Origin of the sequence: Duganella sp. Leaf61 (assembly GCF_001421905.1) — a bacterium.
Lineage (GTDB): Bacteria > Pseudomonadota > Gammaproteobacteria > Burkholderiales > Burkholderiaceae_D > Rugamonas > Rugamonas zoogloeoides.
Genome location: NZ_LMLM01000031.1, coordinates 106251 through 129427 on the forward strand (window position 1 = coordinate 106251; position 23177 = coordinate 129427).

31 protein-coding genes are annotated in these 23177 nt (G+C 59.8%); 27 read left to right on the forward strand and 4 right to left on the reverse strand.

The genetic code is table 11. The features are described 5' to 3' along the window. Position 1 precedes the first annotated feature (1 nt). The 21 genes from rplP (at position 2) to rplQ (ending at position 10330) form a co-directional block, all read left to right on the forward strand. Positions 2–421 (forward strand): 50S ribosomal protein L16, encoded by a 420-nt coding sequence (gene rplP, locus ASF04_RS22255; protein ID WP_019923487.1) that lies wholly within the window; start codon positions 2–4, stop codon positions 419–421. A 12-nt stretch (positions 422–433) separates the two neighbouring features. Next, positions 434–625 (forward strand): 50S ribosomal protein L29, encoded by a 192-nt coding sequence (rpmC, locus tag ASF04_RS22260; RefSeq protein ID WP_056146773.1) that lies wholly within the window; start codon positions 434–436, stop codon positions 623–625. Next, a complete protein-coding gene (gene rpsQ / locus ASF04_RS22265) occupies positions 622–891 on the forward strand; it encodes a 30S ribosomal protein S17 (protein ID WP_008444314.1) in 270 nt (89 codons plus the stop codon). The genes rpmC and rpsQ overlap by 4 nt, the downstream gene beginning before the upstream one ends. Before the next feature lie 265 nt (positions 892–1156). After that, complete coding sequence (gene rplN, locus ASF04_RS22270; RefSeq protein ID WP_019923485.1) at positions 1157–1525, forward strand: 50S ribosomal protein L14; 369 nt, start codon at positions 1157–1159, stop codon at positions 1523–1525. 10 nt (positions 1526–1535) lie between these two features. Beyond that, on the forward strand, positions 1536–1850 hold the full coding sequence (rplX, locus tag ASF04_RS22275) for a 50S ribosomal protein L24 (protein ID WP_019923484.1): 315 nt from the start codon (positions 1536–1538) through the stop codon (positions 1848–1850). A 6-nt stretch (positions 1851–1856) separates the two neighbouring features. Beyond that, a complete protein-coding gene (gene rplE, locus ASF04_RS22280; RefSeq protein ID WP_019923483.1) occupies positions 1857–2396 on the forward strand; it encodes a 50S ribosomal protein L5 in 540 nt (179 codons plus the stop codon). Between the two features lie 6 nt (positions 2397–2402). Then, the gene (rpsN, locus tag ASF04_RS22285) at positions 2403–2708 is read left to right on the forward strand and encodes a 30S ribosomal protein S14 (RefSeq protein WP_019923482.1); all 306 of its coding nucleotides are present in this window, start codon (positions 2403–2405) and stop codon (positions 2706–2708) included. A gap of 14 nt (positions 2709–2722) precedes the next feature. After that, positions 2723–3118, forward strand: coding sequence for a 30S ribosomal protein S8 (rpsH, locus tag ASF04_RS22290; RefSeq protein WP_019923481.1), 396 nt, complete (start codon positions 2723–2725; stop codon positions 3116–3118). Between the two features lie 10 nt (positions 3119–3128). Then, positions 3129–3662 (forward strand): 50S ribosomal protein L6, encoded by a 534-nt coding sequence (gene rplF, locus ASF04_RS22295; RefSeq protein WP_026637583.1) that lies wholly within the window; start codon positions 3129–3131, stop codon positions 3660–3662. 13 nt (positions 3663–3675) lie between these two features. Then, positions 3676–4038: a 50S ribosomal protein L18 gene (gene rplR / locus ASF04_RS22300; protein ID WP_019923479.1), complete on the forward strand. Its 363-nt coding sequence runs from the start codon at positions 3676–3678 to the stop codon at positions 4036–4038. 9 nt (positions 4039–4047) lie between these two features. After that, positions 4048–4566, forward strand: coding sequence for a 30S ribosomal protein S5 (rpsE, locus tag ASF04_RS22305; protein WP_019923478.1), 519 nt, complete (start codon positions 4048–4050; stop codon positions 4564–4566). A gap of 10 nt (positions 4567–4576) precedes the next feature. Next, positions 4577–4759, forward strand: a complete 183-nt coding sequence (gene rpmD, locus ASF04_RS27070) for a 50S ribosomal protein L30 (RefSeq protein ID WP_019923477.1) — start codon at positions 4577–4579, stop codon at positions 4757–4759. Positions 4760–4786: 27 nt separating this feature from the next. Further along, complete coding sequence (rplO, locus tag ASF04_RS22310) at positions 4787–5218, forward strand: 50S ribosomal protein L15 (RefSeq protein WP_008444334.1); 432 nt, start codon at positions 4787–4789, stop codon at positions 5216–5218. A 33-nt stretch (positions 5219–5251) separates the two neighbouring features. Beyond that, positions 5252–6586, forward strand: coding sequence for a preprotein translocase subunit SecY (gene secY, locus ASF04_RS22315; RefSeq protein ID WP_026637582.1), 1335 nt, complete (start codon positions 5252–5254; stop codon positions 6584–6586). Between the two features lie 18 nt (positions 6587–6604). Continuing rightward, positions 6605–6823 carry a translation initiation factor IF-1 gene (gene infA / locus ASF04_RS22320; protein ID WP_005663428.1) on the forward strand — a complete coding sequence of 73 codons (219 nt, stop codon included), beginning with the start codon at positions 6605–6607 and terminating at the stop codon, positions 6821–6823. A gap of 32 nt (positions 6824–6855) precedes the next feature. Continuing rightward, positions 6856–6969: a 50S ribosomal protein L36 gene (gene rpmJ, locus ASF04_RS27075; protein WP_005663407.1), complete on the forward strand. Its 114-nt coding sequence runs from the start codon at positions 6856–6858 to the stop codon at positions 6967–6969. 27 nt (positions 6970–6996) lie between these two features. Next, positions 6997–7362 carry a 30S ribosomal protein S13 gene (gene rpsM, locus ASF04_RS22325; RefSeq protein ID WP_019923475.1) on the forward strand — a complete coding sequence of 122 codons (366 nt, stop codon included), beginning with the start codon at positions 6997–6999 and terminating at the stop codon, positions 7360–7362. Positions 7363–7376: 14 nt separating this feature from the next. Then, positions 7377–7781: a 30S ribosomal protein S11 gene (rpsK, locus tag ASF04_RS22330; protein ID WP_008444339.1), complete on the forward strand. Its 405-nt coding sequence runs from the start codon at positions 7377–7379 to the stop codon at positions 7779–7781. A 312-nt stretch (positions 7782–8093) separates the two neighbouring features. Then, entirely contained in the window at positions 8094–8717 is a 624-nt protein-coding gene (rpsD, locus tag ASF04_RS22335) for a 30S ribosomal protein S4 (protein WP_019923474.1), read from the forward strand. Positions 8718–8828: 111 nt separating this feature from the next. Continuing rightward, a complete protein-coding gene (locus tag ASF04_RS22340; protein ID WP_026637581.1) occupies positions 8829–9806 on the forward strand; it encodes a DNA-directed RNA polymerase subunit alpha in 978 nt (325 codons plus the stop codon). A 125-nt stretch (positions 9807–9931) separates the two neighbouring features. Beyond that, positions 9932–10330 carry a 50S ribosomal protein L17 gene (rplQ, locus tag ASF04_RS22345; RefSeq protein ID WP_026637580.1) on the forward strand — a complete coding sequence of 133 codons (399 nt, stop codon included), beginning with the start codon at positions 9932–9934 and terminating at the stop codon, positions 10328–10330. Positions 10331–10391: 61 nt separating this feature from the next. Here the strand turns inward: rplQ and ASF04_RS22350 are convergent, their stop codons facing one another. After that, positions 10392–12074 (reverse strand): M28 family peptidase, encoded by a 1683-nt coding sequence (locus tag ASF04_RS22350; RefSeq protein ID WP_056146774.1) that lies wholly within the window; start codon positions 12072–12074, stop codon positions 10392–10394. A 145-nt stretch (positions 12075–12219) separates the two neighbouring features. Here ASF04_RS22350 and dsbD point away from each other — a divergent pair, with 145 nt between their 5' ends. Next, the gene (gene dsbD, locus ASF04_RS22355) at positions 12220–14139 is read left to right on the forward strand and encodes a protein-disulfide reductase DsbD (protein WP_056146775.1); all 1920 of its coding nucleotides are present in this window, start codon (positions 12220–12222) and stop codon (positions 14137–14139) included. A 48-nt stretch (positions 14140–14187) separates the two neighbouring features. Here the strand turns inward: dsbD and ASF04_RS22360 are convergent, their stop codons facing one another. Continuing rightward, complete coding sequence (locus ASF04_RS22360) at positions 14188–14700, reverse strand: Spy/CpxP family protein refolding chaperone (RefSeq protein WP_056146776.1); 513 nt, start codon at positions 14698–14700, stop codon at positions 14188–14190. A gap of 294 nt (positions 14701–14994) precedes the next feature. Between ASF04_RS22360 and ASF04_RS22365 the strand changes: the two genes are divergently transcribed. The 4 genes from ASF04_RS22365 to ASF04_RS22380 all read left to right on the forward strand — a co-directional run bounded on the left by ASF04_RS22365 (position 14995) and on the right by ASF04_RS22380 (position 21383). Next, the gene (locus tag ASF04_RS22365) at positions 14995–15723 is read left to right on the forward strand and encodes a response regulator (RefSeq protein WP_026637578.1); all 729 of its coding nucleotides are present in this window, start codon (positions 14995–14997) and stop codon (positions 15721–15723) included. Further along, positions 15720–17075: an ATP-binding protein gene (locus ASF04_RS22370; protein WP_056146778.1), complete on the forward strand. Its 1356-nt coding sequence runs from the start codon at positions 15720–15722 to the stop codon at positions 17073–17075. Before ASF04_RS22365 ends, ASF04_RS22370 begins: the two co-directional genes overlap by 4 nt. Positions 17076–17136: 61 nt before the next feature. After that, the gene (locus ASF04_RS22375) at positions 17137–18288 is read left to right on the forward strand and encodes an efflux RND transporter periplasmic adaptor subunit (protein WP_056146780.1); all 1152 of its coding nucleotides are present in this window, start codon (positions 17137–17139) and stop codon (positions 18286–18288) included. Between the two features lie 2 nt (positions 18289–18290). Next, positions 18291–21383 (forward strand): efflux RND transporter permease subunit, encoded by a 3093-nt coding sequence (locus ASF04_RS22380; protein WP_056146783.1) that lies wholly within the window; start codon positions 18291–18293, stop codon positions 21381–21383. Here ASF04_RS22380 and ASF04_RS22385 read toward each other — a convergent pair. Together ASF04_RS22385 and ASF04_RS22390 are read right to left on the reverse strand one after the other, a co-directional pair. Further along, positions 21376–21666: a type II toxin-antitoxin system RelE/ParE family toxin gene (locus tag ASF04_RS22385; RefSeq protein WP_307141366.1), complete on the reverse strand. Its 291-nt coding sequence runs from the start codon at positions 21664–21666 to the stop codon at positions 21376–21378. The genes ASF04_RS22380 and ASF04_RS22385 overlap by 8 nt on opposite strands. Positions 21667–21668: 2 nt before the next feature. After that, positions 21669–21890 (reverse strand): hypothetical protein, encoded by a 222-nt coding sequence (locus tag ASF04_RS22390; protein WP_056146785.1) that lies wholly within the window; start codon positions 21888–21890, stop codon positions 21669–21671. Positions 21891–22233: 343 nt separating this feature from the next. Between ASF04_RS22390 and ASF04_RS22395 the strand changes: the two genes are divergently transcribed. Beyond that, positions 22234–23139, forward strand: a complete 906-nt coding sequence (locus ASF04_RS22395) for a hypothetical protein (protein WP_056146787.1) — start codon at positions 22234–22236, stop codon at positions 23137–23139. The last annotated feature ends 38 nt before the right edge of the window (positions 23140–23177 follow it).

Sequence of the window (23177 nt, forward strand, 5' to 3'; positions counted from 1 at the left end):
CATGCTGCAACCAGCACGCAGAAAGTATCGTAAAGAGCAGAAAGGCCGTAACACCGGCATTTCGCATGGCACCGGCACTTCGGTGTCGTTCGGTGAGTTCGGTCTGAAAGCAGTTGCCCGTGGTCGTATCACGGCACGCCAGATCGAAGCCGCTCGTCGCGCCATGACCCGTCACATCAAACGTGGCGGTCGTATCTGGATCCGCGTTTTCCCGGACAAGCCGATTTCGAACAAGCCAGCTGAAGTTCGTATGGGTAACGGTAAAGGTAATCCAGAGTACTACGTCGCTGAAATCCGTCCGGGCAAAGTCCTGTACGAAATGGACGGCGTCGCAGAAGAACTGGCGCGCGAAGCATTCCGCCTGGCCGCTGCCAAACTGCCACTGGCGACCACTTTCGTGGTCCGTCAAGTCGGCCAATAACAGGAGTGAAATATGAAAGCATCTGAACTCCGCGGCAAAGACCAGGCAGCTCTGCAAAAAGAGCTGAATGACCTGTTGAAGGCCCAGTTCGGCCTGCGTATGCAAATCGCTACGCAGCAGCTGAGCAATACTTCGCAGCTCAAGAAGGTACGTCGCGATATCGCACGCGTAAAAACGGTAATGAACACCAAGGAAGCCAAATGACCGAACCAGTAAAGTCGCTCAAGCGCACCCTGATCGGTAAAGTGGTGTCCGACAAAATGGACAAAACCGTTACCGTTCTGATCGAACGTCACGTGAAACATCCTTTGTACGGCAAGATCATCGTGCGCTCGAACAAGTATCACGCGCACGACGAGACCAACCAGGTGAAAGCCGGTGACACGGTGGAAATCGTGGAAGGTCGTCCGATCTCCAAAACGAAGGCATGGACCGTGACTCGCGTGGTGCAAGCCGCGCAAATCGTTTAATTGAGACATCGCCGCCGGAACTGTGTTTTCGGCGGCGCTTTTCAATTAGTTCTTGCAAGCCCGCAAAAGGTATGTAATACTTGCGGGCTTCGTTCATGTAACGCCGCAAAGTGTCTGGCCACAGACGCTGAACCGTGCGGTCAGTAGCAGTACGAAGGTCAAGCACCCAAACAATGAGCTCTGCTTGAGCGCATTGGCGGGACCAAGACTGACCGCAGGTCCGCATTGTGTGGATTCTTCGGCTTAAGTTGGGAAAGAGAATACTATGATTCAAACTGAAAGCCGGCTCGAAGTTGCCGACAATACCGGTGCAAAAGAAGTTTTGTGCATCAAGGTATTGGGTGGCTCCAAGCGCCGTTATGCTGGCATTGGCGACGTGATCAAAGTAACCGTTAAGGTTGCTGCGCCACGTGGTCGTGTCAAAAAAGGTGAAATTTATAACGCCGTGGTTGTGCGCACCGCTAAAGGTGTTCGCCGCCAAGACGGTTCCCTGGTGAAGTTCGACGGCAATGCCGCCGTTCTGTTGAACGCCAAGCTGGAACCGATCGGTACCCGTATCTTCGGACCAGTGACGCGCGAGCTGCGCACTGAAAAGTTCATGAAGATCGTGTCCCTGGCACCTGAAGTACTGTAAGGAGTCAGCAATGGATAAGATTCGTAAAAACGACGAAGTCATCGTTCTGGCCGGTAAAGACAAGGGCAAACGCGGTGTCGTTTCGCGTCGCGTAGACGCAGAACACGTAGTGGTTGAAGGCGTCAACGTTGCTAAAAAAGCGACCAAGCCGAACCCGATGACTGGCGTACAAGGTGGTATCGTCGACAAGACTATGCCGATTCACGTGTCCAACGTTGCATTGTTCAATGCAGCTAGTGGCAAGGCAGACCGCGTAGGTTTCAAAGATGTCGACGGCAAAAAAGTCCGCGTCTTCAAATCGACCGGCGAAGTAGTGAAGGCTTAAGAAATCATGGCACGTCTCCAAGAGTTCTATAAAGAAAAAGTCGTCGCTGACCTGACCGAAAAATTCGGTTACAAGTCGGTGATGGAAGTTCCCCGTCTGACCAAGATCACCCTGAACATGGGTGTTGGTGAGGCAATCGCGGACAAGAAAGTCCTTGAGCACGCTGTTGGCGATCTGACCAAGATCGCTGGCCAGAAGCCAGTGACCACCAAGTCGCGCAAAGCAATCGCGGGCTTCAAAATCCGTGAAGGCTATCCGATCGGTACCATGGTTACCCTGCGTGGCGCTCGCATGTACGAGTTCCTGGATCGTTTCATCACCGTGGCTCTGCCACGCGTGCGTGACTTCCGCGGTGTGAATGGCCGTTCGTTCGATGGTCGTGGTAACTACAACATCGGCGTGAAAGAGCAGATCATCTTCCCGGAAATCGAGTACGACAAGATCGATGCGCTGCGTGGTATGAACATTTCGATCACCACCACCGCTAAGACCGACGACGAAGCGAAAGCTCTGCTCGCCGCCTTCAAATTCCCGTTCAGGAACTAAGAGATCATGGCAAAACTCGCACTGATTAACCGTGAAGCGAAACGCGTGGCACTGGCGAACAAATTCGCCGCCAAGCGCGCCTCGCTCAAGGCCATCATCGATGACCAGTCGAAATCGGAAGAAGAACGTTACGAAGCGCGTCTGAAACTGCAGACCCTGCCACGTAACTCGGCTCCGACCCGCCAGCGTAACCGCTGCGCCGTCACCGGTCGTCCACGCGGCACCTTCCGTAAATTCGGTCTGGGCCGTATCAAGCTCCGTGAATTCGCCATGCGTGGTGAAATTCCGGGTATGACTAAAGCTAGCTGGTAATAGGAGAATATGCAATGAGTATGAGCGATCCTATCGCCGATATGCTGACCCGCATTCGCAACGCCCAAGGCGTTCAAAAAACGACCGTGGCCATGCCATCGTCGAAAGTCAAAGTAGCGATTGCCAACGTCCTCAAGGACGAGGGTTACATTGAAGATTTCGCAGTTGCCGAAGATGGTGGCAAAGCGGAACTGAAAATCGGTTTGAAATATTATGTCGGTCGTCCCGTCATCGAGCGCTTGGAGCGCGTATCCCGTCCGGGCCTGCGCGTCTACAAAGGCAAAGACGAGATCCCAACGGTGATGAACGGTCTGGGTGTGGCCATCGTGTCGACTCCGCAAGGCGTCATGACCGATCGCAAAGCACGCGCTACCGGTGTCGGCGGCGAAGTTATTTGCTACGTCGCTTAAGGAGTAACACATGTCCCGTGTAGCTAAAATGCCAATCGCTGTGCCAGCTGGCGCTGATGTCGCCATCTCCGCACAAGCGATCACCGTCAAGGGCCCCCTGGGCGTCCTGACCCAGAACCTGAACGGCCTGGTAAAAGTACAAAACAACGACGGCACGCTGAGCTTTGAGCCAGCAAACGACAGCCGTGAAGCCAACGCCATGTCCGGTACGCTGCGCGCACTGGTCAACAACATGGTCAATGGCGTCACCAAAGGCTTCGAGAAAAAACTGAACCTGATCGGCGTGGGCTACAAAGCTCAAGCCCAGGGCGACAAGCTGAACCTGTCGCTTGGTTTCTCGCACCCTGTCGTGCATGCCATGCCAGAAGGCGTAACGGTTGTTACCGCCACTCCGACCGAGATCGTCATCAAAGGCATCGACCGTCAAAAAGTGGGCCAAGTGGCTGCCGAAGTTCGCGCTTACCGCGCTCCTGAGCCTTACAAAGGCAAGGGCGTCCGTTATTCGGACGAAGTGGTTAAGCTTAAAGAAACCAAGAAGAAGTAATTAGGGGCTGACGATGGATAAAAAAGAATCTCGTCTGCGTCGCGGACGTCAAACCCGGATCAAGATTGCGCAGCAGAAAGTGAACCGCCTGTCGGTGCACCGCACTAACCTGCACATCTACGCAAGCCTGATCAGCCCGGAAGCCAAAGTATTGGTTTCGGCCTCGACCCTGGAAGCGGAAGTACGCGCTGAACTGGCTGGCCAATCGGGCAAGGGCGGTAACGCCGCTGCTGCCGCACTGGTGGGCAAGCGTGTCGCAGAAAAAGCACTGAAAGCAGGAATCACCGAAGTCGCCTTCGACCGTTCCGGTTTCCGTTTCCATGGCCGTGTGAAGGCGCTGGCTGAAGCCGCGCGTGAAGCCGGTCTGAAGTTCTAAGGAGCGATCATGGCAAAAATGCAAGCAAAAATGGCAAGCGACAAGCCGGATGACGGCATGCGCGAAAAAATGATCGCGATCAACCGCGTGACCAAAGTGGTCAAGGGTGGTCGTATCATGGGTTTCGCCGCGCTGACCGTGGTTGGTGACGGCGATGGCCGCATCGGCATGGGTAAAGGCAAGTCGAAAGAAGTACCAGTGGGTGTGCAGAAGGCAATGGAAGAAGCCCGTCGCAACCTGATCAAAGTACCGTTGAAAAACGGCACCCTGCATCACACCGTACACGGTCGTCATGGCGCATCGAAAGTAATGATGATCCCGGCGAAACCAGGTACCGGCGTCATCGCTGGTGGCGCCATGCGCGCTATCTTCGAAGTAATGGGCGTGACCGACGTCGTGGCGAAATCCACCGGCTCGAGCAACCCTTACAATCTGGTGCGTGCGACCCTCGACGGTCTGGCAAAAATGACGACTGCTTCCGATATCGCTGCCAAGCGCGGCAAGTCGGTTGAAGAGATCCTGGGCTAAGGTGAACGATATGACTAACAAAACTGTCAAAGTACAACTGGTCAAGGGCTTGATCGGTACGCGTGAAGATCACCGTGCCACCGTACGCGGCCTGGGCCTGCGTCGTGTAAACTCGGTCTCCGAGCTGCAAGACACCCCATCCGTGCGCGGCATGATCAATAAAGTCTCGTACCTCGTTAAAGTAGTTGGGTAAGCCGCGAGGCTTACACACGGAGAAATCATGGAACTGAATACCATTCAACCAGCCGACGGCGCCAAGCACTACAAGCGTCGCGTCGGCCGCGGTATCGGCTCCGGTCTGGGCAAAACCTCGGGCCGTGGTCACAAGGGTCAAAAATCGCGTTCGGGCGGCTTCCACAAAGTCGGTTTCGAAGGCGGTCAGATGCCTCTGCAACGCCGTCTGCCTAAGCGCGGTTTCAAGTCGCTCAACGCCACCTTCAAAGCTGAAGTGCGTTTGTCCGACCTGAACAACCTGGCTGTTGGCGATGTCGACATCCTGGTGCTGAAGCAAGCTGGCGTTCTCAGCGTGCTGGCACGCGACGTGCGCGTCATCCTGTCCGGCGAGATCACCAAAGCGGTGAACCTCAAAGGCCTGAAAGTGACCGCTGGCGCGAAAGCAGCCATCGAAGCAGCTGGCGGCTCGGTAGCCTGAGCTTGCCGCTAAACAGCTTGATCGGAGCGAAAATTGGCGACTAATCCACAACTTGCAAAAAGCGCTGCAGCCGGGTTCCCTTGGGGCCGGCTCTGGTTCTTGCTTGGCGCATTGGTGGTATATCGTATCGGTGCTCACATCCCGGTCCCCGGGATTGATCCGGTACAGCTGGCCGCACTGTTCAAGTCGCAAGAGGGCGGCATCCTGGGCATGTTGAACATGTTCAGTGGTGGCGCTCTTGCGCGCTTTACGGTGTTTGCGCTGGGTATCACGCCGTACATCTCGGCCTCGATCATCATGCAGTTGGTGTCGATCGTCTCGCCGCAGATGGAAGCGCTCAAGAAGGAAGGCGAAGCAGGCCGTCGCAAGATCACCCAGTACACCCGTTATTTCACGGTTGTTCTGGCTACGTTCCAGGCCCTCGGCATTGCCGTCGCTCTGGAGTCGCAACAAGGTCTGGTGCTCGATCCTGGTTACGCATTCCGTTTCGTAACGGTCGTAACGCTGTTGACCGGAACCATGTTCGTGATGTGGTTGGGCGAGCAAATTACCGAGCGTGGCTTAGGTAATGGCATCTCGATCATCATTTTCGCAGGTATCGCAGCCGGTTTGCCGGGCGCGCTGGGTGGCTTGGGCTCCTCGGTGTCGAACGGATCGATTGGTGCTTTCTCGGCGATCATCATCATGATCCTGGTAGTGGCGGTAACGTTCTTCGTGGTATTTGTGGAACGTGGCCAACGCAAGATTCTGGTGAACTATGCGAAACGCCAGGTGGGTAACAAGATTTACGGTGGACAAACGTCGCACCTGCCATTGAAGTTGAACATGGCCGGCGTGATCCCACCGATCTTCGCTTCGTCGATTATCTTGTTCCCGGCAACGATCGTGGGCTGGTTCACGACAGGCGCTGACACCACCAACCCGGTGGTCCGGTTCCTGAAAGATTTGGCTGCATCGATGGGGCCAGGCGAGCCCATCCACGCACTGTTGTACGCGGTGGCCATCGTGTTCTTCTGCTTCTTTTACACCGCGCTGGTTTTCAACAGCAAGGAAACAGCAGATAACTTGAAGAAGAGCGGGGCCTTTGTGCCAGGGATTCGTCCCGGTGAGCAGACTGCCCGTTACATCGACAAGATCCTGACACGACTGACACTGGCTGGCGCCATTTACATCACTTTGGTGTGCTTGCTGCCGGAATTCATGGTCGCTGAGTGGAAAGTACCTTTCTATTTTGGCGGTACTTCTCTGTTGATTATTGTGGTTGTTACCATGGATTTCATGGCGCAAGTACAAAACTACGTGATGTCGCAGCAATATGAATCGCTGCTGCGCAAAGCAAACTTCAAGGGCGGAATTCCGACGCGATAAGCGCGGTAAACATACCGAATGGCAAAAGACGACGTCATACAGATGCAAGGCGAGATTCTTGAGAATCTCCCGAATGCAACATTTCGAGTGAAACTGGAAAACGGACACGTGGTGCTCGGACATATTTCGGGTAAAATGCGGATGAACTATATCCGCATCCTCCCTGGCGACAAGGTGACGGTAGAGCTGACACCTTACGACCTGTCCCGTGCCCGCATCGTGTTCCGGACCAAGTAAATTTAATCGGACCTTTTAGAAGAGAGTTCATAATGAAAGTTAACGCCTCAGTTAAGCGGATCTGCCGCAACTGCAAGATCATCAAGCGCAAGGGCGTTGTTCGCGTAATCTGCGTCGAACCACGTCACAAGCAGCGTCAAGGTTAATAACCGTTATTTATCGAGGAATAACGAATGGCACGTATTGCAGGGGTTAATATCCCAAATCATCAGCACACCGTTATCGGCCTGACGGCCATCTACGGTGTTGGCCGCCCGCGCGCAAAGTTCATCTGCGCCGCGACGGGTATTGCGACCGACAAAAAGGTCAAAGACCTGGACGACAGCGAACTGGAAAAGCTGCGCGATGAAGTAGCAAAATTCATCGTCGAAGGCGATCTGCGTCGCGAACTGTCCATGAACATCAAGCGTTTGATGGATCTGGGTTGCTACCGCGGTATGCGTCACCGTAAGGGCCTGCCGGTCCGCGGTCAGCGTACCCGCACCAATGCACGTACCCGCAAGGGCCCGCGCAAAGCCGCTCAATCGCTCAAGAAATAATCTAGGGAAATCACATGGCTAAGCAACAAAGCAGCGCAGCAGCAGCCCGCGTGCGCAAGAAGGTCAAGAAGAACGTTGCAGAAGGTATCGCACACGTTCACGCTTCCTTCAACAACACCATCATCACCATTACCGACCGTCAGGGCAATGCTCTGTCGTGGGCTACCTCCGGTGGCGCTGGCTTCAAGGGTTCGCGTAAATCGACCCCGTTCGCAGCGCAGGTTGCGGCTGAAGCGGCTGGTAAAGTGGCAGTGGAATGCGGCGTGAAGAACCTGGAAGTGCGTATCAAGGGCCCAGGTCCTGGTCGCGAGTCCGCAGTGCGCGCACTGAACAACCTGGGCATCAAGATCACCGAGATCCAGGACGTTACCCCAGTGCCACACAACGGCTGCCGTCCTCCAAAGCGTCGTCGTATCTAAGGAATCCCGGAAAACCTACTGCGCGATCCGCTATCGCCTCTCCGTTGCTCAGCGTACCTCCGTACGCTTCCGCTACTCTAGACGATAGCGAACCGCTCGCTACGGTTTTGCGAGTTCCTGGCAGTTAGCTGTCAAAAATCGCTGGAGCAGATGACCGGAAACGGTTATACTGCCCGGCTATTGTCGTCTGTCATGTCGCAAGGCTGGCAGACTTTAGCCACGTCTGGCCCCTCGCGGCACAGACTAGCGCCTAACCAGGCAGCCCTTTTGCTGCGTGGCTGGGGCGTCATTATTTAAAACAAAGGAAGCATCGTGGCACGTTATATCGGACCAAAAGCAAAACTCTCCCGCCGTGAAGGTACTGACCTGTTCCTGAAGAGCGCACGTCGCTCGCTGGACAGCAAGTGCAAACTGGACGTCAAGCCAGGCCAGCACGGTGTCAAGTCGGGTGCCCGCACCTCGGACTACGGTAACCAACTGCGCGAAAAGCAAAAAGTCAAACGTATGTACGGCGTGCTGGAACGTCAGTTCCGTCGCTACTTCGCAGAAGCCGACCGCCGCAAAGGCAACACCGGTGAAACCCTGCTGAAGCTGCTGGAAACCCGCCTGGACAACGTTGCATACCGCATGGGCTTCGGCTCGACCCGCGCTGAAGCACGTCAGCTGGTATCGCACAAAGCGTTCACCGTGAACGGCCAAGTAGTGAACATCGCTTCGTACGCTGTGAAAGTGGGCGACGTCATCGCTGTTCGTGAAAAATCGAAAAAGCAAGTACGTATCGTTGAAGCGCTGTCGCTGGCTGAACAAGTCGGCATGCCAGCCTGGGTTTCGGTTGACTCGAAAAAAATGGAAGGCACCTTCAAGTCCCTGCCAGAGCGTAACGAAATCGCTAACGACGTCAACGAATCGCTGATCGTCGAGCTGTACTCGCGTTAATAGCTCGTCAAAGTAGTACCAAAACCCGCCCACTCACTCGAGTGGGCGTTTTCACTGATGCCATCAGCCTTATCGGCCTAACGCGCCGAGGGTATTGAAAAGGACATGTACATGCAAAACAGTTTGTTGAAGCCACGTATTATCGATGTAGAGGCGCTCGGCGCCGGCCACGCGAAAGTCGTGATGGAGCCGTTCGAACGCGGCTATGGCCATACGTTGGGTAATGCGCTGCGTCGCGTACTGCTGTCGTCGATGGTTGGCTACGCGCCAACCGAAGTAACGATCGCCGGCGTCGTGCACGAGTACTCGTCGCTCGACGGCGTACAGGAAGACGTTGTAGACCTGTTGCTGAACCTGAAGGGTGTTGTCTTCAAGGTGCACAACCGTGACTCCGTTACCCTGACCCTGAAGAAAGAAGGCGAAGGCGCCGTTCTGGCTTCGGATATCGATCTGCCACACGACGTGGAACTGATCAACCCGGACCACGTGATTGCCCATCTGACCGCCGGCGGCAAGCTGGACATGCAGATCAAGGTCGAAAAAGGCCGTGGCTATGTTCCAGGTAACGTCCGTCGCCTGTCGGAAGACACCAACAAGACCATCGGTCGCATCATTCTCGATGCATCGTTTTCGCCAGTGCGTCGCGTATCGTACTTCGTCGAGTCCGCTCGCGTTGAACAGCGTACCGACCTGGACAAGCTGATCATCAACATCGAAACCAACGGCGTGATTTCGCCGGAAGAAGCGATCCGTCAATCGGCCCGCGTGCTGGTCGATCAACTGAACGTGTTCGCTGCCCTGGAAGGCACCGAAGCTGCTGCCGAAGCTCCATCGCGCGCACCGCTGGTCGATCCGATCCTGCTGCGTCCAGTGGACGATCTGGAACTGACCGTGCGTTCGGCCAACTGCCTGAAAGCAGAAAACATCTACTACATTGGCGACCTGATCCAGCGTTCGGAAAACGAGCTGCTGAAGACGCCAAACCTGGGCCGCAAGTCGCTCAACGAGATCAAGGAAGTTCTTGCCTCGCGCGGCCTGACCCTGGGTATGAAGCTGGAAAACTGGCCGCCTGCCGGCCTGGAAAAGTAATCGCTTTTGTTGTACCCGTAGTACCCGCCGCGAACGCGTTGTTCGCGGCGTCAATCACTTGAACCGGTCCGCGCTCATGTTGAGCGATCGAAGAACTCGGATTTAAACACCTGAAAGGAAGTACCATGCGTCACCGTCACGGCCTCCGTAAGCTCAATCGTACCTCGTCCCACCGTCTGGCAATGCTGCGCAACATGACCGTTTCCCTGCTGCGTCATGAAGCCATCAAAACCACCCTGCCAAAAGCCAAGGAACTGCGCCGCGTTGTCGAGCCTATCCTGACCCTGGGCAAGGTAGACACCCTGGCCAACAAGCGTCTGGCATTCTCCCGTCTGCGCGACCGCGAAATCGTTGGCAAACTGTTCTCGGAACTGGGCCCACGTTACGCTAACCGCAACGGCGGCTACCTGCGCATCCTGAAAATGGGTTTCCGCGTTGGCGACAACGCTCCAATGGCTTACGTTGAGCTGCTGGACCGTCCAGAAGCGACCGACATCGATGCAGCACCAACCGCCGAAGAGTAATCTTCCCGGTTAGTACCGCGTTACGAAAAAGCCAGGCTCTGCCTGGCTTTTTTTTCGTCCGTTATTTCGGTTTGAATTCGGACGTGGCGTTCCAGGTGGGGGTAACGCCCTGGGCGATGTCGAGGCCGACCTGGAACAGCAGACCGATGTCCTGCACGCCGCCGCTGAAGTCCCAGTCGGTGCGCACGTCGTCGGTAACCTGGTGGTAGTCCTTGCCGAAATAGTGATCGACGACTTTTGCAGCGTAGCCGTCCGGCTTGTTCAGGTAGCCGCTGCGCGCCTTGGTGTAGAGCACCGGTACGCCCACGCGGGCGAATTCCAGCTGGTCGGCGCGGTAGAAGCTGCCCAGTTCGGGGCGCGAGTCGTTGGCCATGTTCCTGCCCTGGGATTGCGCATGTTTGAGCAGCAGCGCGTCGATGCTCGAATGGCCCGACGTGACGTTTTCGATCTGCGCGGTCTTGCCCCAGGCATTGATGCCGTCGATGTTGATGTTGGCAACGGTTTTCTTGAGCGGGTACAGCGGGTGGCTGGCGTAGTACTTGGCGCCGAGCAGGCCGCGTTCCTCGGCCGTGGTGGCCAGGAACAGGATCGAGCGCTTCGGTGGCGTTGGCAGTGCCTGGTAGGCCTTGGCCAGCGACAGCAGGGCAGCGGTGCCGGAAGCATTGTCGAGCGCGCCGTGGTAGATCTGCTTGCTGCGCGGGCCCGGCAGGCGTTCGTCGATGCCCAGGTGGTCCCAGTGGGCGCTGTACACCACCAGTTCATCTTTCAGCTTGGGATCGCTGCCTTCGATCAGCGCCACCACGTTTTGCGAGGCGATGGTGCGCGAAGTGTTGGCCACCTTGAAGCTGGCCGTGCCCTTCAGGCTGACCGGGCGGAAGTCTTTTGTGACTGCCTGCTTTTTGAGGGCGTCGAAGTCGTAGCCGGCGGCGGCCAGCATGGCCTTGGCCTGGTCGAGCTGGATCCAGCCGGGTACGGTCGGCGCATCCGGGTCATTACCTGTACGCATCAGGCTGAACTGCTCGCCGTTGCCGCCGCTGCGTACCACGTCCCACGGGTAAGCTGCCGGCCTGGTTTCGTGGATGATCAGCGCGGCCTTGGCGCCGAGCTTGGCGGCAATCTCGTACTTGTAGGTCCAGCGGCCGTAATAGGTCATGGCCTTGCCGCGGAACATGGCTGGATCGAGCTCGGCCGGATTGTTCGGGTCGGGCACGGCCGGGTCGTTAATCAGCATCAGCAGCGTTTTGCCGCGGACGTCCATGCCCTTGTAGTCGTCCCAACCGAACTCGGGCGCTTGCACGCCGTAGCCCACGAAGACCAGGTCGGAGTTGTCCACGGTCACCTGGTCGGGCGCGCTGGTGGAATGGGCGACGAATTGCTCGGGAAAGTCGAGCGCCACGGTTTTGCCGGCGATGGTGTAGGTCAACGTCGGCTTCGGCATCTGGCCGCGCAGCGGCACTGCCTGCACCCAGGTCCCGTCGGGATTGCCCGGCTTGAGTCCGAGCTTTTTGAATTCCTGCGTCAGGTAGGCAACGGTCTTGGTTTCGCCATTGGAGCCGGGCGCGCGGCCTTCGAACTCGTCCGAAGCCAGTACCTTGATGTGGCGCACCAGGTCGTCGGCCGAGATGGTGGCCAGCGCCGCCGCTGGTGCCTGGTCCCGGGCGGGTGCTTGGGCGGACGCCGGGATGGTGGCGAAGGCCAGGGTAACGGCGGCAGCTGAAAACAGCAGGGGACGTGGTGATGACATCGTGCAAACTCCCGGAAGGTAAAAGCCGAGTGTCGCTTAAAAATCCACCGCTGTGCCCGGTGTTGGCCTGCCGTGGCACGGGCGGACATTGCATGCTCGGTGTACTATGCCTGTGCTTTGACTTCCGTCTTCAGAGAAAGTATTCATGTCACGTCTCGTCCGATTTTTTGCCGCGCTGTTGCCGCTGGCGTTGTTATTGTTCTGCGGCTCCGTCCGCGCCCAGGATTTCCTCGAACCGGCCAAGGCGTTCCGGTTTTCCGCCAGCATGGTCGATGGCCATACCGTCGCGGTCAGCTTCCAGATCGCCGATGGCTACTATATGTACCGCGAGCCGTTCAAGTTCAGCGCCATCGGCGCCAGGCTGGGTACGCCGGCCATCCCGGCCGGCAAGGTGCATTACGACCCGACGTTCGAGAAAGACGTCGAAACCTATCGCAAGAGCGTGACCATCACGATCCCGGTGGACGTGAACGGCCCGTTCACCTTGCAGGTGAGCGGCCAGGGCTGCTCGGAAAAAGGGTTGTGCTATTCGCCGCAGGATTACACTGCGCAATTGACGGGCAGCGGTTCGGTACCGCTGCCGGGCGCCGCCGGCAAGGCTGCCGCGCCCGCAGCAACCGCTGCCGCAGCCGCTACCCTGGCATCGGCATCGCCCGCAGCGTCCAAAGCACCCGTCATCGGCGAAGGCAAGCCCGCTGCCGTCAGCCCGGGTGTGACCATTTATCCGATTGCACCACCGACTGCGGAAGACATTGTGCCGCCACCGGCGCCCGCCGCAGCGACCGCCACCGCACCGGCCGCGCCAGCGAGCGATAGCGGCCGCCTGGAAGCGGCGCTCAAGACCGGCAGCCTGCTGGTGATCCTGCCGCTGTTCGCGCTGCTGGGCCTGGGCCTGTCGTTTACGCCGTGCGTGTTGCCGATGGTCCCGATTCTGTCGTCGATCATCGTGGGCGAGGGCGACCGCAGCAATCGCAAGCGCGGCCTGCTGTTGTCGGTCACGTATGCGCTCGGCATGGCCATCGTCTATACCGCGCTGGGCGTGGCGGCTGGCCTGGCCGGCGAGGGCCTGTCGGCCGCGCTGCAAAATCCGTGGGTGCTGGGCAGCTTCGGTGTGCTGATGGTGCTGCTGTCGCTGTCGATGTTCGGCTACTACGAGCTGCAGGTGCCGGCGGCGCTGCAATCGAAACTCAGTTCCGTGTCCAACCAGCAATCGTCGGGCAAGCTGGCCGGCGTGTTCGTGATGGGCGCGATTTCGGCGCTGATCGTCGGGCCGTGCGTGGCCGCGCCGCTGGCTGCCGCGCTGGTGTACATCAGCCAGACGCGCGACGTCTTCATCGGCGGCAGCGCGCTGTTTGCGATGGCGGTGGGCATGAGTGTGCCGCTGATCCTGGTCGGCGCCTCGGCCGGCGCGCTGCTGCCCAAGGCGGGCAAGTGGATGGATGCGGTCAAGCGCTTCTTCGGCGTGCTGATGCTGGCGATGGCCTTGTGGCTGGTGTCGCCGGTGTTGCCGCCGGTGGTGCAGATGATGGGCTGGGCGGCGTTATTCGTTGGATACGGCATGTACTTGCTTCTCAATAGCGGCAAGTGGCCGGCCAAGGCGCTGGGCGTGGTGGCCGTGGCGCTGGGCCTGGTGCAACTGGGCGGCATGGTGACCGGCGGGCGCGATCCGCTGGCGCCGCTGGCGCACGTGACCGGCGCGCAGGATCGGCATTTGACCTTCCAGCGCATCAAGACCGTGGCCCAGCTCGACGCCATCCTGGCGCAGACCGGTGGCAAGACCGTGATGCTCGATTTTTATGCGGACTGGTGCGTGTCGTGCAAGGAGATGGAAAAGCTGACCTTTGTCGATCCAGCGGTGCAGGCCAGGCTGGCCAATACCTTGTTGCTGCAGGTCGATGTGACGGCCAATGATGCCGACGACAAGGCCATGCTCAAGCGCTTCGGCCTGTTCGGGCCGCCGGGGATTATCCTGTTCGATGCGCAGGGGCAGGAGATTGCCGGTTCGCGCGTGATCGGCTACCAGAACGCAGCGAAGTTTTCGCAGTCGCTGGAGCGCTTGAAATAAGCGGTTCCCCGCCAGCGCGGGGAACCTTGGCAATGCTGACCGACGCGCTTAGCCGCGCTTCATGTCCGGGCCATGCTGGCCACCGTGACCGCGCTGGCCGCGATGACCGCCCCAGCCGCCATGCTTGCCGCGCATGCTGTGCTGGTCGAACGCGGCTTTCTGTTCCGGCGTCAGCTGGTTGTAGAACGCCGTCAGCGCGGTCAGCCGCTGCTGCATCTGGCCTTCACGCAGCTTGGTCTTTTCGATCATCTTGCTCAAACGTTCAGGCGAGGACAGCTTGGCGAATTCGCCGCGCGGCGGACGCTCGCCGGTACGTGGCGCCGGCTTGACCGCCGACTGGTACGCGGCCCAGGCCGACTCCTGTTGCGCCGTCAGTTTCAGCTGATCGTGCAGGCGGGCCTGGCGCTTGGCGTACATTTCTTCCATCTTGGCCTGGCGCTGCTCCGGCGTGGCTTTCTGGCTATGCTGAGGCTTGTTCTGCGGCGCGACGTCCTGTGCTTGTGCGGCTGCCATGCCCAGTACCGTAAAACCGATGAGGATGCTTTTGCGAATGATGTTCATGGTCGTTCCTTTCGTCTTGGTGGGGAGTAGCGCAGCGTTGTTTCTGCGCTTGAGACCATCTTCGCCCCCAAAGATTGCCAGGACGTTTCTCTCACCACCGCATTTGTATCCAGATGTGACCCAGAGCGCCTAACAAAACCTCCATAGCCGCGTTGCAGCTCCTCGCCGTACATTCGTACTGTCTTCGTCGCTGCGCCTTGCTCTGAAGGCTTTGTTAGGCGCTCTTTAGCACATATACAAGCCGATACAATTGGTCATTGGTAGCGCGCGCATGAACTGGGGATAATGGCGTCCATGGAACCTACATCGACTATTTTGATCGTTGACGACGATCGCGACATCCGCACCCTGCTGGCCGACTACCTCGAGTCGAACAGTTACCGGGCGCTGTGCGCTGCCGACGGTACCGCCATGTGGAAGCTGCTCGACGAGTCCAAGCCCGACCTGGTGGTGCTCGACCTGAATTTGCCCGGCGACGACGGCCTGACCCTGTGTCGCAAGCTGCGCGCGCAATCGACGCTGCCGGTGATCATGCTGACCGCGCGCGCCGAGCCGCTCGACCGCATCCTTGGTCTGGAAATGGGCGCCGACGATTACCTCCCCAAGCCGTTCGAGCCGCGCGAGCTGCTGGCGCGCATCCGCAGCGTCCTGCGCCGCAGTAACGCCATGCCCAGCGGCAGCGGCGCCGAGAAGGCGCAGCAAATGCGCTTTTCCAACTGGACCCTGGACCTGACCGCGCGCCACCTGCTTAACCCGGACGGCCTGGTGATCATGTTGTCGGGCGCCGAGTTCCGCTTGCTGAAAGTGTTCCTCGAGCATCCGAACCGCGTGCTCAACCGCGACCAGCTGCTCAACCTCACGCAAGGGCGCGACGCCGATCCGTTCGACCGGTCGATCGACATCCAGATCAGCCGCCTGCGCCAGAAGCTCGGCGAGGATGCCCGCGTCCCGCAGATCATCAAGACCGTGCGCAATGGCGGCTACGTGCTGGCCGGCCAGGTCACGGTGGAGCCGCACGCGTGAAAGATTTTTTCGGCTCGATGACCGGCCGCGTCTTCCTGGTGCTGTTGCTGGGGATGATAGCCTCGGCGGCGCTCACGCAGTGGCTGTCGGTGGGCGAGCGCACCCGGTCGTTCGAGCGCTACCGCGACTTCCACGCCATGGAGCGCGCCGAGCAACTCATTACCACGGCCGATGCCCTGGCCAGTGAATCGCGTCCGACCTATTTGCGCATGGCCGAGCGCGGCACCATCAAGCTCGAACGCATGGCCGAAGCGCCGGCGGCGACCAGGGCTGCAACCGCATTTTCCAGCGCCTTGCAGCAGCGCCTGGCCAAGGGGGTGCAATTGCTGCCGCTGGCCGAGCAGCCGGCCGAGTGCGCCCAGCCGCGCCAGCGTTCCATCTTCGCACCGAGCCAGTGGGGTGGCGCTTGCGAGGCGATGTACGTGACGCTGCGCGACGGCGCCAGGCTCAAGCTGTCGATCCTGCCGCCGCCCGAAGTGCCAGCGACGGCGCTGAGCGAATACGTGGCGTTGCTGCCGTTCCTGCTGTCGGTGGCGGCGCTGGCCTACCTGGTCACGCGCATGGCCGTGCGTCCGCTCAAGCGGCTGGCCAAGGCTGCCAAGGACCTGGGCAACGACATCAACCACCCTCCCGTGGTGCTCAGCGGCGCCGCCGAGATCCGCCAGGCCAGTGCGGCCTTCAACGCCATGCAGGCGCGCATCCGCCAGCACATCATGCAGCGCACGCAGATGCTCGCTGCGATTACCCACGACCTGCAAACGCCGCTCACGCGCCTGCGCCTGCGGCTGGAAAAAGTGCGCGACGACGAGTTGCAGCAGCGCCTGATCGACGACCTGTCGGCCATGCAGCAAATGGTGCGCGAGGGCCTGGACCTGGCGCGCAGCATGGACGCGTCCGAAACCATGCAGGCGCTCGACCTCGATTCGCTGCTCGACAGCGTGTGCAGCGACGCCTCCGACAGCGGCCAGCCGGTGGAGCTGCGCGGGCGCGCCAACATGGCGCTGATGGGCCGCCCGCTCGACATGCGCCGCTGCCTGGTCAACCTGATCGACAACGCCGTCAAGTATGGCCACTACGCCAACGTGACCGTCGAGCGCATGACCGGCGCGGCGCGCGTGATCATCCGCGACGGCGGCCCCGGCATTGCCAAGGACCAGATGGCGCGTGTCTTCGAGCCGTTTTACCGGATCGAATCGTCGCGTTCGCGCGAGTCGGGCGGCACCGGCCTGGGGCTCACCATCGCCCGCAATATCGCCGAGCAGCACGGCGCCACCGTCGCGCTCAACAACCACCCCGCCGGCGGCCTGGAAGTGACACTGATCTTGCCGGAGTCGTACGCCAGCCGCCTGTAGTGGAGACACCGTAGTACGAGACACAACAGCCATACCAAAAACATAAAGACTGTTCCCAATAATGAAAAAATCGACGATTGTTACCCTGGTGGCTACCGCCGCCATCCTTGGCTTCAGTGGCTGGTACATGCAAAATGGCGGCCACCACGCCGCGCCTGCCGGCAAACAGGCCAACGGCCCGCAAGGCCCGACCACGGTGAGCGTGGTGGCACCGCAGCGGCGCGACGTGCCGGTGGTGTTGCAGGCCAACGGCACCGTCACCCCGATCAGCACCGTGGACCTGCATCCGCAAACCACCAGCACCATCGTGCGCGTGCATATCAAGGAAGGGCAGTTCGTCAAGGCCGGTGATCTGATGTTCTCGCTCGACGACCGCAGCGCCCGCGCCAACGTGGAAAAGGCAGCCGCCCAGGTGGCGCGCGACCGCGCCGCGCTGGCCGATGTCGAGCGCCAGTACCAGCGCGCCGAAGATTTACTGGCGCAAAAATACGTGGCGCAAGGCGCGGTCGATACCCTCAAAAGCCAGGTCGAAGCGGCGCGCGCCGTGCTGGCCGCCGACCTGGCCGCCGCCAGCGCGGTGGGCGTGGACGCCAGCTACAACACCATCCGCGCGCCGATGTCGGGCCGGGTGGGCGCGATCAACGTATATGCGGGCAGCCTGGTGCAGATGAGCACGTCGCTGACGACCGTCACCCAGCTCGACCCGATCAACGTCGCCTTCACCCTGCCGGAATCGGCGCTGGGCGGCCTGCTCGAAGCCCAGCGGCGCGGCGCGGTGCCGGTGCGCGTCACGCAACCCACCTCGGACAAGGAACTGACTGGCGCGCTGAGCTTCATCGACAGTACGGTGGACCCGGTGGCCGGCGTGATCCGTGTAAAAGCCGAGTTCGACAACAAGGTCACCAGCCTGTGGCCGGGCCAGTACGTCAACGCGCAACTGGTGTCGCACGTGTTGCCCAACGCCACGGTGATTCCGCAAAACGCCATCATCAGCAATACCCAGGGCACCTTCGTGTATGCGGTCGATGGCGACCAGTCGGCGCAGGTGGTGCATATCAAGCGCCTGCACGCGTTCGGTGAGTTTGCTGCCGTCTCTGGCCTCAAGGGCAACGAGAAAGTGATCGTCGATGGCAAGCAGAACCTGCGGCCCGGCGGCAAGGTGCGCATTGCTGCCGCCGACAAGGCGCTTGACGCCACCGTCACCAAGGGCTGAGCATGAACATTTCCGAGTTGTGCATCCGCCGTCCGGTGATGGTGGTGCTGCTGTCGGTCACGCTGGTGCTGGCCGGCGTGCTGTCGTATTTTTATATCCCGGTGGCGGCGCTGCCGAGCTACAACACCCCGGTGATCAACGTCTCGGCCGACTTGCCGGGAGCGTCGCCCGAGACCATGGCGTCGTCGGTGGCGCTGCCGCTGGAAAAGCAGTTTTCCACGATTGCCGGCCTGACCCTGATTACGTCGTCCAACACGCTGGGCAATTCGTCGCTCACACTTGAGTTCGATACCAGCATCAACGTCAACGAAGCGGCGGTCGATGTGCAGGCGGCCTTGCTGCGTGCCCAGCGCCAGTTGCCGATCGAGATGACCGACTTGCCGTCGTACCGCAAGGTCAACCCGGCCGACGCGCCGGTGCTGTTCATGACCATGAATTCGCCGTCGCTGAGCCTGGCCGAGCTCAACGATTACGCCGAAAACCTGGTGGCGCCCAGCCTGTCCACCTTGCCCGGCGTGGCGCAGGTGAGCGTCAATGGCCAGAAACGTTACGCGGTACGCATCCGTGCCCGGTCCGACCTGCTCAACGCCCGTGATTTAACGCTGGAAGAATTGCAGCAGGCGATCAAGTCGGCCAATGCCAACACCCCGCTCGGCATCCTCGACGGCCCGAGCCAGACATTGACCATCCAGGGCAATCCGCAACTGATGAAGGCGTCCGAATTTGCCGACCTGATCGTGGCCGTGCGCAACGGCGAGCCGGTGCGGTTGAAGGACGTGGCGACCGTCGAGGACAGTTTTCAATCGGTCAAGGCGGCCGGAAGCTACAACGGCGAGCGCTCGATCGTGCTGCTGGTGCAACGCCAGCCCGATGCCAACACGGTGCAGGTGGTCGATGGCGTGCGTGCATTGCTGCCGCGCTTCCAGTCGCAGTTGCCGGCGTCGGTCAACATCAACCTGGTCAACGACCGGTCGGTGTCGATCCGCGAAGCGATCCACGACGTCAACCTGACCTTGCTGCTGACCATCGTGCTGGTGGTGCTGGTGATTTTCCTGTTCCTGCGCCGCGCGGCTGCCACCTTCATTCCGGCGATCACCATGCCGATATCCTTGCTGGGTGCGCTGGCGCTGCTGTACGCGTTCGGCTACAGCCTCGACAATATTTCGCTGCTGGGGATCACCCTGGCCGTGGGCCTGGTGGTCGATGACGCCATCGTGGTGCTGGAAAACATCGTGCGCCATATCGAGCTCGGTAAAAAGCCGTTGCAGGCGGCGCTGATCGGCTCGAAGGAGATGGGGTTTACCATTATCTCGATCTCGGTCTCGCTGGTGGCCGTGTTCATCCCGATCTTCTTCATGCCGGGCGTGATCGGGCTGATGTTCCACGAATTCGCGGTGGTGGTGGCGTTGGCGGTGCTGGTGTCGGCCGCCGTGTCGCTGATGCTGGTGCCGATGCTGGCCAGCCGCCTGCTGCCGGCCGATACCATCGACCCCGAACACGACCAGGGCAACTGGCTGGGACGCTGGTTCGAGGCGGGCTTTACCAAACTGCGCAACGGCTATGCCAGCACGCTCGACATCGCGCTGCGCCACCGCTTTCCGGTGCTGATGCTGGCGTTCGGTACCTTCGCGCTGACGGTGGTGCTGTACATGGCGATCCCGAAAGGCTTTTTCCCTGAGGAAGACCTGGGGCAAATCCGCGTCAACACCGAGGCCTCGGAAGATATCTCGACCTCGGCCATGCTTGCGCTGCAGGACCGGGTGGTCGATGTGATCCGCGCCGATCCCAATGTGCAGGACGTAACGTCCTTTACCGGCGGCGGCAACACGGGCCGGATGTTCCTGGTATTAAAGCCCCGGGGGCAGCGCGACAAGATGCCGCAGGTGCTCGACAGCCTGCGCAAGGCCACCAGGTCGATCCCCGGCATTGCCGTGTATCTGAGCCCGGTGCAGAACTTGCAGCTGGGCGGGCGGCAATCTAAAAGCCGGTACCAGTACACCTTGCAGTCGGTCAGCCCCGGCGCGCTGGGCGAGTGGGCGCAAAAATACCTGGAGCAATTGCGTGCCGATCCCGATTTCCGCGATGTCACCAGCGATACGCAAAATCGCGGTCTGCAGGCCTCGCTCAAGATCGACCGCGACAAGGCCAACAACCTGGGCGTGGCGCTTGGCGACGTGCGCACCGCGCTGTACCTGGCGTTTGGCGAGCGGCAGGTCTCGACCATTTATTCGCCGGCGGCCAGCTATTACGTGATCCTGGAAGCGGCCGACGCCGACCGCCAGTTCGACAATGCGCTCACGAAAATCTCGGTGCGCAACAAGGCCGGCCAACTGGTCAAACTGTCGAGCTTTGCCAGCGTGGAGCGCACCGTGGGACCGACGGCGGTCAACCACCAGGGCCAGTTGCAGGCGATTACCCTGTCATTCAACCTGGCGCCGGACGTGCCGCTGGGCAAGGCCACCGCCAAGATCGACCAGATGGGCATCGACATGCGCCTGCCGCCGGCTATCATCACCAACTACGGCGGCGACGCGGCCGTGTTCCAGAATTCGCAGGGCAGCCAGATGGTGCTGATCCTGGCGGCGCTGGGCGTGATCTACGTGCTGCTGGGCGTGCTGTACGAGAGTTATATCCACCCGCTGACCATTTTGGCCGGTTTGCCGTCGGCAGCGGTGGGGGCGTTGATCACGCTGTGGATCTTCAACCTCGACCTGACCATGATCGCCATCATCGGCATCCTGATGCTGATCGGCATCGTCAAGAAAAATGCCATCATGATGATCGACTTTGCCTTGCACGTGCAGCGTACCGAGGGCAGGGCGCCGGCGGACGCCATCCGCGAGGCGTGCATCCTGCGCTTCCGGCCAATCATGATGACCACGCTGGCAGCGATCATGGGCGCGCTGCCGATTGCCCTGGGCCTGGGCGCCGGCGCCGAACTGCGCCAACCGCTGGGCCTGGCCGTAGTAGGAGGGTTGATCTTTTCGCAAGCGATCACGCTGTACATCACGCCAGTGATCTACCTGTACCTGGACCGGTATAGCGGGACGGGACCGCTCAGCGACGAAGCGGTCGCTGGGGCTGTGGTTACGTAAGACGTTTTAGTTCGGTATAAAAATTTTCGTGAGAGCCCAAGCTGAATAGTCGCACCGAGCGTGGGGAAAATTTGTCGGGGTGTAATTGGTAGGCCAGCAGAACTTCCTGCTTATTCACCTTGAATTTATAGACAAATATGCCGGCTAAGTCGCCTTTTTTCTCCTCGCCTATTGTGGGCTGGTTGGCAATAGCCTGGACAGCCTTGTCAACGACCGCTTTATCCTTGGCATGCAGCTTTTTGACGGCCTTTGCAAAGGTGGGCGTGACAAAGATGTCCAGCACGGCTAACTCCCGAACTGGTAAGGCTCAAGCATGCCGGCTTTTGCCTCCTGTGCCGCCAGCAGGGTATCTTTGATGAACTGCAATGGCAGCTCGGGATTTTCGTCGACAGCTTTGCCGAGCCGTGCCCAGTATTCGATTTGCATGGGAATCGAGCGGTGCTCTGCAGCGGCATGGGGCTTCGCCATCTCTACCAGATCAGCTGACAGTTTCAATGCGACAGACATAGCGAGGCCCTCCTGAGTGAGAAATCAGAATGCCACCGACGACAGGCTTTTGCAACCGTCGCACCGTATTGACGTTTTATGTGCCATCCCACACTAAAATCCATCCCCCAGCCGCGTATCGTGAGGCATTCTTACGCATCCGTAATGCAAATTGGTTGCTTTGGATACATAAGGTAACACCCGTCAAGAGCCCTTACTTGTAAAGTAGCTACCTGGTGCACGCGCGTCGTTTCCTGCGGCGCGCTATGATGGCCGGGTTCAGATGTCCGAAAGATTCCCAAAATTACGGGAGTCTGGCACTATGACCGCATTTTGAAGACTTCGTTCCACAAGGTTCCGTATCTTGCACCACGACTCCCACATCCTTTCCGCCAATGGTTATTGCGAAACCTGCGGCCAGCCTTTGCCGGTGCCAGGGGACTCGTACGCCTTGTGGGAAGAGAAGAAATCGATTACCCGCCGCTATGGCCTGGCGTTTACGATCGCCTTGCACCTGGCGTTCGTGCTGTATTACCTGTTTTCGCCGTCGCCGCCGCCACCGAAGACCACGTCCGCCAAAAAAGGCGGCGAGATGGTGTATATCTCGCCAATGCCGATCACGCCGCAAAAGCCCACCGTCAAGCCCACGCCCAAGAAGACCGAGCCTAAGCCGACCAAGCCTACGCCACCAAGCAAGCCGAGCACCGTGCGCAGCAAGCCGACGCCGACCCAGCCCAAGCTGGAAACCTTTGTGCCGCCGGTGCAGGCAACCATGACGCCGCCACCGCCGCCGCCGCAGGAACAGGACATGTCCGAAATGCTGGCCAAGCGCCGCGCCGAGCGCGAGGCGGCCAACCCGTCGCCGCAGCCGTCCGAACCGGCCCAGTCGGCCGCCGAGCGTTCGCTGGCGCGCGCCAAGGCCAATATTGCCGGCGCCAATGCCCGTGGCGGCGCCGATGCCGACGATACCGGCGGCGTGTTCTCGGTCGATAAACGCTCGAACAGCGCCGATGTGAAATTCCGTGGCTGGAACACCAACTTCAAGCGCAAGTGGTTGCAGCAGATCCACGTGGAGCAGGGCAGCGAGAAGGATATCGAGACCGCTGTCGCCAAGGAAATGATCAAGATTATCCGCAAGGAAAAGCCGGGCGATTTCGAATGGGAATCGCGCCGCCTGGGCCGCACCGTCAAGATGAGTGCGCGCAAGGAAGACGAGGCGGAATTGCAGGCGTTCCTGCTCAAGGAAATGTTCCCGGAATACCGCCCATAGTGCTCAACGCGCATTCCATACCGCGTTTTATGCAGTCT

Excerpts from the sequence above, each read along its gene's own strand:
- ASF04_RS22340 (WP_026637581.1), top strand. The coding sequence starts at position 8,829 with ATGCAAAACAGTTTGTTGAAGCCACGTATTATCGATGTAGAGGCGCTC.
- rplO (WP_008444334.1), top strand. The coding sequence starts at position 4,787 with ATGGAACTGAATACCATTCAACCAGCCGACGGCGCCAAGCACTACAAG.
- rpsM (WP_019923475.1), top strand. The coding sequence starts at position 6,997 with ATGGCACGTATTGCAGGGGTTAATATCCCAAATCATCAGCACACCGTT.
- rplE (WP_019923483.1), top strand. The coding sequence starts at position 1,857 with ATGGCACGTCTCCAAGAGTTCTATAAAGAAAAAGTCGTCGCTGACCTG.
- rpsN (WP_019923482.1), top strand. The coding sequence starts at position 2,403 with ATGGCAAAACTCGCACTGATTAACCGTGAAGCGAAACGCGTGGCACTG.
- ASF04_RS22375 (WP_056146780.1), top strand. The coding sequence starts at position 17,137 with ATGAAAAAATCGACGATTGTTACCCTGGTGGCTACCGCCGCCATCCTT.
- ASF04_RS22350 (WP_056146774.1), bottom strand. The coding sequence starts at position 12,074 with ATGTCATCACCACGTCCCCTGCTGTTTTCAGCTGCCGCCGTTACCCTG.
- rpmJ (WP_005663407.1), top strand. The coding sequence starts at position 6,856 with ATGAAAGTTAACGCCTCAGTTAAGCGGATCTGCCGCAACTGCAAGATC.
- rpsH (WP_019923481.1), top strand. The coding sequence starts at position 2,723 with ATGAGTATGAGCGATCCTATCGCCGATATGCTGACCCGCATTCGCAAC.
- ASF04_RS22360 (WP_056146776.1), bottom strand. The coding sequence starts at position 14,700 with ATGAACATCATTCGCAAAAGCATCCTCATCGGTTTTACGGTACTGGGC.
- rplX (WP_019923484.1), top strand. The coding sequence starts at position 1,536 with ATGGATAAGATTCGTAAAAACGACGAAGTCATCGTTCTGGCCGGTAAA.
- ASF04_RS22365 (WP_026637578.1), top strand. The coding sequence starts at position 14,995 with ATGGAACCTACATCGACTATTTTGATCGTTGACGACGATCGCGACATC.
- rpmC (WP_056146773.1), top strand. The coding sequence starts at position 434 with ATGAAAGCATCTGAACTCCGCGGCAAAGACCAGGCAGCTCTGCAAAAA.
- rpsK (WP_008444339.1), top strand. The coding sequence starts at position 7,377 with ATGGCTAAGCAACAAAGCAGCGCAGCAGCAGCCCGCGTGCGCAAGAAG.
- rplR (WP_019923479.1), top strand. The coding sequence starts at position 3,676 with ATGGATAAAAAAGAATCTCGTCTGCGTCGCGGACGTCAAACCCGGATC.
- rpsE (WP_019923478.1), top strand. The coding sequence starts at position 4,048 with ATGGCAAAAATGCAAGCAAAAATGGCAAGCGACAAGCCGGATGACGGC.
- dsbD (WP_056146775.1), top strand. The coding sequence starts at position 12,220 with ATGTCACGTCTCGTCCGATTTTTTGCCGCGCTGTTGCCGCTGGCGTTG.
- rplN (WP_019923485.1), top strand. The coding sequence starts at position 1,157 with ATGATTCAAACTGAAAGCCGGCTCGAAGTTGCCGACAATACCGGTGCA.
- rpmD (WP_019923477.1), top strand. The coding sequence starts at position 4,577 with ATGACTAACAAAACTGTCAAAGTACAACTGGTCAAGGGCTTGATCGGT.
- rplQ (WP_026637580.1), top strand. The coding sequence starts at position 9,932 with ATGCGTCACCGTCACGGCCTCCGTAAGCTCAATCGTACCTCGTCCCAC.
- infA (WP_005663428.1), top strand. The coding sequence starts at position 6,605 with ATGGCAAAAGACGACGTCATACAGATGCAAGGCGAGATTCTTGAGAAT.
- ASF04_RS22380 (WP_056146783.1), top strand. The coding sequence starts at position 18,291 with ATGAACATTTCCGAGTTGTGCATCCGCCGTCCGGTGATGGTGGTGCTG.
- rpsQ (WP_008444314.1), top strand. The coding sequence starts at position 622 with ATGACCGAACCAGTAAAGTCGCTCAAGCGCACCCTGATCGGTAAAGTG.
- rplF (WP_026637583.1), top strand. The coding sequence starts at position 3,129 with ATGTCCCGTGTAGCTAAAATGCCAATCGCTGTGCCAGCTGGCGCTGAT.
- ASF04_RS22390 (WP_056146785.1), bottom strand. The coding sequence starts at position 21,890 with ATGTCTGTCGCATTGAAACTGTCAGCTGATCTGGTAGAGATGGCGAAG.
- rplP (WP_019923487.1), top strand. The coding sequence starts at position 2 with ATGCTGCAACCAGCACGCAGAAAGTATCGTAAAGAGCAGAAAGGCCGT.